Raw genomic sequence first — 7199 nt, 5'->3', positions numbered from 1 at the left:
ACTTAGAAATGAAAAAGAGTATTTTAGCAAATAAATTGGCTCCCGGTGAAAAGCTTCCTTCTAAAAGAAAGCTAGCACAAGAGCTGGGAGTAAGTAATAATTCGGTTACGAACGCGTATGAACAACTACTTGCAGAAGGATATATTTATACCGTGGAACGAAAAGGGTATTATGTGGAAGATATTAAACAATTTATGAGTCTGCAAGAGTTTTCCATGCGACCGGATTTTCCCGATGATTTGAAAGAAAAAGAGACGTCTGAGGATGATAAAGAAAGCTGGATTTCTTTATCACATATGTCGACAGACCTTTCGATATTTCCCTTTAAAGCATGGATGAAATGTGAAAGGATGGCAATTAAACATCACAAAAAAGAGCTATCAGAAATATCCCACCCTCAAGGCCCTTATCTTGTCAGGCAAACGATAGCTCGCCTTATCGCTGTTTCCCGCGGAGTGATGTGTGAACCGGAACAAGTGATAATCGGACCAGGAACCCAGCCGCTTCTTTGGCAGATAATGAATATGTTACCATCTGGAATTACGACAGCTATTGAAAACCCAGAATACTCTAGGCTTTATCAACAATTAAAAGATACGAATCATCAAGTTGCCCCCATTTCTTTAGTTGATAAAGGGATTGATGTGAAAGAGGTGAAAGAACTTAATCCAAATCTTTTAATTATTACTCCATCTCATCAATTCCCAACAGGAATAATTATGCCGATTTCTAAAAGGATGGAATTGCTGAATTGGGCAGTGAATCAGGAGAATACTTATATTATAGAAGCTGATTATGATAGTGAATATAAATATGGTACAGATAACATTCCTTCTTTACAAAGTTTAGACAGACATGAGCGTGTTATTTATACAGGGACTTTTTCAAAAACAATGATGCCAGGCTTACGAGTTAGCTATTTCGTCTTGCCTCCTGCTTTGTTAAGGGAATATCGACGTAAATATTCTGGTTGGATTCAAGGAAGTAATGTGCTCAGTTTATAATACGCTTCACTACTTTATTGAAACTGGAGAATATGCTAAGCATATTAATCGGACGAATAATAGCTACGAGGAAAAGCGGGAGTTGTTAGTTGAAGAATTAAAACGAAAATTTATGAAGGATATTCATATTAAGGATATTCGAGCTGGCTTGCACTTTCTAGCTGAGTTTAAAACGAATAAGACATATGAGGAGGTAGCTCAGCTGGCGAAGAATAAGAAGCTTGAGTTGTACCCTTTAACTCGGTTCATGCTAAAGGAAGAGCAAGTTGATAGGGGGAATAAAATTGTGCTTGTGTTAGGATTTGCTAATATTTCTAAAGAAGAAATTCCAGAAGCGGTCGAACGATTGTATGAGATTCTTAAAGAAGATTGAATAAGGGAGGGAAATGATTGAAGCAGAGAACGATTAACATTCTTTTAATCATTACAATTATTTGTATCTCCTTATCTGCAATACTTGTGAAGTTATCGGATGCACCTTCAACGGTTATGGTCATGTACCGGATGTTTTTGGCATGTCTAATCATTCTTCCTATGGTTATTAAACATCGGAAAACATTTCTTGGGATACATGCGAGAGAATGGGTAGCGATTGTATTTGCTGGTATATTTTTAGCCGGACATTTTGGATTATGGTTTGAATCCTTAAATCATACGACGGTGGCAAGTTCTACTTTAATTCTAGCGCTACAGCCTGCGATTGCTTTAGTTCTGGGACTACTCTTCTTTAAAGAAAAGGTAGATGTTCGTACCGTGTTTGCGATGGGAGTTGCTTTTATCGGGGTTGTCATTGTTGGTGGAGGTAATTTAGGAGGCGGGAGTGGCGCTTTCTTTGGAAATATTTTATCTTTCTTTGCCGTTGTTTCTGTTGTTCTATATTTAATGATCGGGCAACGGAATGTAAAATCAATTAATCATTGGGTATACAGCTTTTTAGTCTTCTTTGTGGCTGGGGTAACGGTTGCTATCTTTAATTTAATTGGCGGGATACCTTTTACCGGTTATAGTACAAATGATTGGGCCGTCTTCATGATGCTCGCTATTTTTCCAACAGGGGCACATATTATTTTCAATTTGCTATTAAACTATGTCAATACTACAACTGTATCCATGGCTACGTTAGGAGAACCAATTGGGGCTTCTGTTTTAGCAATATTCCTTTTAAATGAGATGATTACGCTAGTAGAAGCTGTTGGTGGTATCCTGATTATCGCTGGGATATTTTACTTTCTAAGGTTGCAAGGAGGTTCGAAAGAGGTCGTTCTCAAGGAATCGGAAAGCTTGTAAAGTGAATGGGTACATAGATAGAATATGGGTACATGAAACGAAGGAGGGCTACAATATGATAACAGATACAGATTTAAAGCATTTACGTCGTTGTGTGGAATTGGCAAAAATCGCTCTAGAGAAAGGTGACGAGCCATTCGGTTCTGTTCTCGTCTCAGCAGATGGAGAGGTACTTTTTGAAGACCATAACCATGTTGCAAGCGGAGACCATACGCAACATCCGGAATTCGCTATCGCGCGCTGGGCAGCTGAGAATATGAAACCGGAAGAAAGAAGTAAAGCGACTGTTTATACTTCAGGTGAACATTGTCCGATGTGTTCAGCGGCTCATGGCTGGGTTGGTTTAGGTCGGATTGTATATGCAAGTTCTTCGGAGCAGCTTGCGGAATGGATGAGTGAACTGGGGGTTGCTCCGTCGCCTGTTCGGAATTTGCCGATCCAAGACGTTATTCGCGGTGCGGTAGTTGATGGGCCAGTTTCTGAGCTTGCGGAAAGGGTTAGAGAACTGCATTACAAGCTGCACCAGAAATAAAGCTTGAACAACAACTTATGCTCATGATTTTGCTTCGGTCAAGGACTAGACCCCTTGACCTTATTTGCGTGCATGCAAAAATTTCCTGGAGTTATTGCGGAATATACTGTAAATTATAGGTATACATAATGCTTTATAATGGGGATGGGTCTTATGAAAATCGATCGCTTGATGGAAACGCTGCATATATTGAATGAATTGGGTGAAACGGATCGCGGGATTGAGCGGGTTGCCTATACATACGAAGAATATATCGCAAAGCAATATTTGATGAGAGAAGGGACACTGCTTGGGCTTGAAACGGAAATTGATGCCGCAGGGAATGTTATCGTCCGCCTGCCTGGTGCGGATGACTCGCTTCCCCCCGTCATTATTGGCTCTCATTTAGATACGATTTACCAAGGCGGAAGGTATGATGGTCTACTTGGGGTAGTAGCTGGATTTGAAATTATCCGTTCGATAAAAGAGGCAGAGATAAGGACGCAGCATCCGGTTGAATTAATCGGTTTTACTTGTGAAGAATCATCGCGTTTTAATTTCGCGACGCTTGGGAGTAAGGTGATGATGAATAAGGTAGACCTTGCGACATTGGAAAACTTGCGGGATAGAAATGGAGTGTCACTTAGGGAAGCGGTCAAGGAACAGGGGCTTGAGTTGGACCAGTTTCCACAGGCTGATCAGAGCAATAGACGTGTAAAGGCATTTTACGAATTGCATATTGAGCAAGGACCAAAGTTAATCAAGGAAAACAAACAAATCGGTATTGTAACAGGTATTGCAGGACCACTCCGTTTAGCAATTCATATTTCCGGGAAGAGTTCCCACTCCGGAACGACAGGGATGAAGAATCGGCGTGATGCATTGCTTGCTGCAGCTGAGTTATCGCTTGCAGTGGAAGAAGCGGGTCTTTTGGAAGATGAATATGAAACGGTTGCAACTGTCGGAGTACTTGATATATCGCCAAGGGCCATGAACGTCGTGCCCGGCAGTGCATCACTCAAGGTGGATATCCGCAGTATATATGCTGATTCACGTGAACGGGTGCTTGAACGGATAAAGGAAAAGGCAGAGCAAATCGAGAAGAAGCGTGCGACACCAATTTCAATGGAGATCATCCAAAATGATGATCCGGTCATGATGGATGAAGGACTTGCACAGGCGGTTGCAGTGACATGTGAGGAGGCCGGGGTTTCTTATATGTTTATGGCGAGTGGTGCAGGGCATGACGCGATGAACACAGCTTCACGCTGGCCGACTACTCTTATATTCGTTCCTTCTGTCGATGGTCTGAGCCACCATCCTGATGAATTTACGGAGGAAAAAGATATAGAAATTGGGGTAACGGTATTAGAGATGGAAGTTTTAAAGCAAGCGGGTGGATTTGTGAATAACTAGCAAGAGTGGATTTTGGCTGCCGGGTGAGTTTGTCAGGCCCTGAAAATGATGTGAATTTCTGCAGTGCGAAAGTTGAGTCATGAAGCAATAAAAAATAGGGTGGGAAAAGAAAATCATGAATATCCTCGTAACGTTGAATTCAAATTATATCAATCCATTAAAGACAATGCTGAAGTCCCTTTTTGTAAATAACCCTGGAGAATCCTTTGCTATTTATCTAATGCATTCGTCTATTGAAGATGAGGAACTGGATGATCTCATGCGGTATATTCAACAAGAGGGTCAGGAGCTTGTCGTGATTACAGTGGAAGAGAAGCACTTTTCTAATGCTCCAGTTGTTAAGCATTTTACGAAAGAAATGTATTATCGTTTACTAGCTTACCAAATGCTACCGCAAGAGCTCGATCGAATTCTTTATCTTGATCCAGATATTCTGGTCATAAATGAAATTCGCACCTTGTACGATATGGAAATTTCGGAACATCTATACGCTGCTGCGTTCCATGATCGTTCCATTTTAAGCGATATTAACAAAATTCGCTTTCCGGGCTATGAAATAGATGAATATTATAATTCTGGTGTTCTGTTAATGAATTTAGAACGTCAACGGATGGAAATCAAGGAAGAGGAGATTTATAAATTTGTGGAGGAAAACAGGAAAAAGTTAATCTTGCCTGATCAGGATATTTTAAATGGTTTATACTCGGCAAAAATAAAAAATATAGATGAAATCTTATATAACTTCGATGCACGGTTTTATCTGTATTATCGTTTAGCTAACAAAAATAAAATTGATATGGATTACGTTATTCACAATACAGCGATCATTCACTTTTGCGGGAAGAAAAAGCCATGGCATGTCAATTATTCCGGTAAATTTCATTCCTTGTATAAGCATTATGAAAGAATAGCTTTAGGATAGTTTCTTACCCTCACTACGTGGCGGAAGTGTGCTAGTTCCCGAACTAGCTAAGCCCATTCGGGAACTGCTCCGCTTTTAGTTTCTTGGTAAAAGTTAGACTCCTCACACTCGGTTATTGAATAGTTCGAGGAACCTGCTCCCTCGACCCTCTTTGCATGAAGAAAACAAAGAGAACCAATACAAGCCCAGCTATGTTCAAAACGATACTTGGGAATACAAACAAACAGCCACTACTTAATAAAAGGATACGATTTAGTACGGTCGCACTCGTAACGAGCCAGCCAATCATCGCTCCAGTAAGTGCAACAATACCAAGTAAAGCTGTAAGAACAGCCAGAACGATGTCTCCGATTGAACCATCCAGCAACAATGCTGGCTCCAGCACGAACATAAATGGAATAATAAACCCAACGATTCCAAGCTTTACGGCCTCTAAGCCAACTCGGTTCGGATTTTCCTCGGCAATTCCAGCAGCTGCATAAGCTGCAACCGCAACTGGTGGCGTAATTGCTGAAAAAATAGAGAAATAAACGATAAATAAATGTGCTGCCATTGGCTGAACACCTAATTCAATTAATGCAGGAGCAGCAAGCATGGCTGTTAAAATATAAGCAGCAGCGACCGGCATGCCCATCCCTAATACAATACAAATAATCATTACAAGCAGTAATGTAGGAATAAGAAGTCCGCTCGTTAAACCAAGCACAATACTTGTCAATTTCCCTCCAAGTCCTGTAGACATGATTGCGGTAATGATTAAGCCTGCAACAGCACAAGCCGCCGTAACAGGAATGGACGATTTTGCACCGTCAACAAGTGCTTGAATCGTCGCTTTAAAACCAATCCGTGTCTCTCTGCGAAACCAGCTTACGACGATAATAGCTAGAATTGCGTAAAATCCTGTTCTTGCTGCACTATATCCCTGAATAAGGAAATACATAAGCACGATGAAGGGGATAATATGATACCAGCCTTCTTTCAGAACCTTTTTAATGTCAGGGATATTTTCCTCTTTCGGCCGGGGCATATTAGAACGCACTGCCTCTAAATGAACCATCAACAGTAAGGAAACATAATAAAGAATCGCGGGAATTGTTGCAGCAAGCGCAATCATCCCATATGGGATTTGGGTTACCGCGGCCATTAAGAAGGCAGATGAACCCATAATCGGCGGTAGAATGCTTCCACCAGTTGACGCGGCAGCTTCAATACCCGCAGCAACAGACGGTTTATAGCCACTTCTTTTACTCACTGGAATCGTAAAAGATCCAGTCGCAACAACATTCGCCGTTGGACTTCCGGAGATAGATCCGAAAAAGGCACTTGTTAACACAGCCACTTTCGCTGCGCCGCCTCGTGTTCTCCCAGCAATCGCAGTCGACAATTGAAAGAAAAATTCACCTGCTCCAGCCTGTTTTAAAAACGCACCAAACAAGAGGAACATAAACACGAAGGTTGCCGCTACCGAAATTGGAGAACCCCACAATCCGTTATAGCTGAAGGCGAGCTCATGCATGACGTCTGTAAAAGAAAACTCCCGGTGCTGCCAGATCCCCGGCAAATAATGCCCGAAGAAAATATAGCTAAAACCGGCGAGCACAATCGCAATAATCGGAAAGCCCATTGTCCGGCGGGCTGCTTCAATTGCTAACACGATAAATACAAGCCCGAAAAATAAATCAAGAGTCGTGAGCGGGTCCATAATTGGAATCCTTACAGCTATACGCTCCGCATGCATAGAAAAGTAGACTCCAGCTAGAATAACGAGGAGTACCGCTGTATAATCGATCCAGGTCGGATTCTCCGTTGTTTTCCCTTCGTGAGCTTTCCTGGAATAACCATACAGCAAAAAGGCGATTGCAAGAATACCAGATAAATGCACTGCCATTTGATTCAATGGATCTAATTTCCCCCAAATGACTGACCAAATTTGATAGACTGCAAGAATACAAGCAAGCAGTCTGAAGATATGTAAATGATAGGATGACAGCCGGCGACGGTACCCATACCCAAACCAGCCAGTTATACGTGCTTTTAGGTTCACCATTGAACAATCTCC

At 41.6% G+C, this 7199-nt stretch carries 7 protein-coding genes; 6 read left to right on the top strand and 1 reads right to left on the bottom strand.

Features of this window, described 5'->3' with window-relative positions:
* From pdxR to SPD53_RS16315, 6 genes are all read left to right on the top strand, one after another.
* On the top strand, nt 1-1004 hold a 1004-nt coding region (gene pdxR / locus SPD53_RS16340; RefSeq protein WP_336253203.1), incomplete at its 5' end, for a MocR-like pyridoxine biosynthesis transcription factor PdxR.
* Nucleotides 988-1377, top strand: coding sequence for a hypothetical protein (locus SPD53_RS16335; protein ID WP_336253202.1), 390 nt, complete (start codon nt 988-990; stop codon nt 1375-1377). The genes pdxR and SPD53_RS16335, both read left to right, overlap by 17 nt.
* 17 nt (nt 1378-1394) lie before the next feature.
* A complete protein-coding gene (locus SPD53_RS16330) occupies nt 1395-2291 on the top strand; it encodes a DMT family transporter (protein ID WP_336253201.1) in 897 nt (298 codons plus the stop codon).
* A 55-nt stretch (nt 2292-2346) separates the two neighbouring features.
* Nucleotides 2347-2823, top strand: a complete 477-nt coding sequence (locus tag SPD53_RS16325) for a nucleoside deaminase (protein WP_336253200.1) — start codon at nt 2347-2349, stop codon at nt 2821-2823.
* 153 nt (nt 2824-2976) lie between these two features.
* Nucleotides 2977-4218, top strand: coding sequence for a Zn-dependent hydrolase (locus tag SPD53_RS16320; RefSeq protein WP_336253199.1), 1242 nt, complete (start codon nt 2977-2979; stop codon nt 4216-4218).
* Nucleotides 4219-4333: 115 nt separating this feature from the next.
* Entirely contained in the window at nt 4334-5140 is an 807-nt protein-coding gene (locus tag SPD53_RS16315) for a glycosyltransferase family 8 protein (protein ID WP_336253198.1), read from the top strand.
* 112 nt (nt 5141-5252) lie between these two features.
* Here SPD53_RS16315 and SPD53_RS16310 read toward each other — a convergent pair whose 3' ends face one another.
* Nucleotides 5253-7187 (bottom strand): TRAP transporter permease, encoded by a 1935-nt coding sequence (locus SPD53_RS16310; RefSeq protein WP_336253197.1) that lies wholly within the window; start codon nt 7185-7187, stop codon nt 5253-5255.
* Nucleotides 7188-7199 lie beyond the last annotated feature (12 nt).

Origin of the sequence: Oceanobacillus sp. MO10714A, from assembly GCF_037072045.1 — a bacterium.
GTDB classification, from domain to species: Bacteria; Bacillota; Bacilli; order Bacillales; family Amphibacillaceae; genus Oceanobacillus; species Oceanobacillus indicireducens.
The sequence above is the reverse complement of the archived record's forward strand: the minus strand, read 5'-3'. Positions and strand labels throughout refer to the sequence as shown.

What these genes read in the sequence shown, in the direction of transcription:
- SPD53_RS16335 (WP_336253202.1), top strand. Translation starts at nt 988, where the DNA reads ATGTGCTCAGTTTATAATACGCTTCACTACTTTATTGAAACTGGAGAA.
- SPD53_RS16325 (WP_336253200.1), top strand. Translation starts at nt 2,347, where the DNA reads ATGATAACAGATACAGATTTAAAGCATTTACGTCGTTGTGTGGAATTG.
- SPD53_RS16320 (WP_336253199.1), top strand. Translation starts at nt 2,977, where the DNA reads ATGAAAATCGATCGCTTGATGGAAACGCTGCATATATTGAATGAATTG.
- SPD53_RS16315 (WP_336253198.1), top strand. Translation starts at nt 4,334, where the DNA reads ATGAATATCCTCGTAACGTTGAATTCAAATTATATCAATCCATTAAAG.
- SPD53_RS16310 (WP_336253197.1), bottom strand. Translation starts at nt 7,187, where the DNA reads ATGGTGAACCTAAAAGCACGTATAACTGGCTGGTTTGGGTATGGGTAC.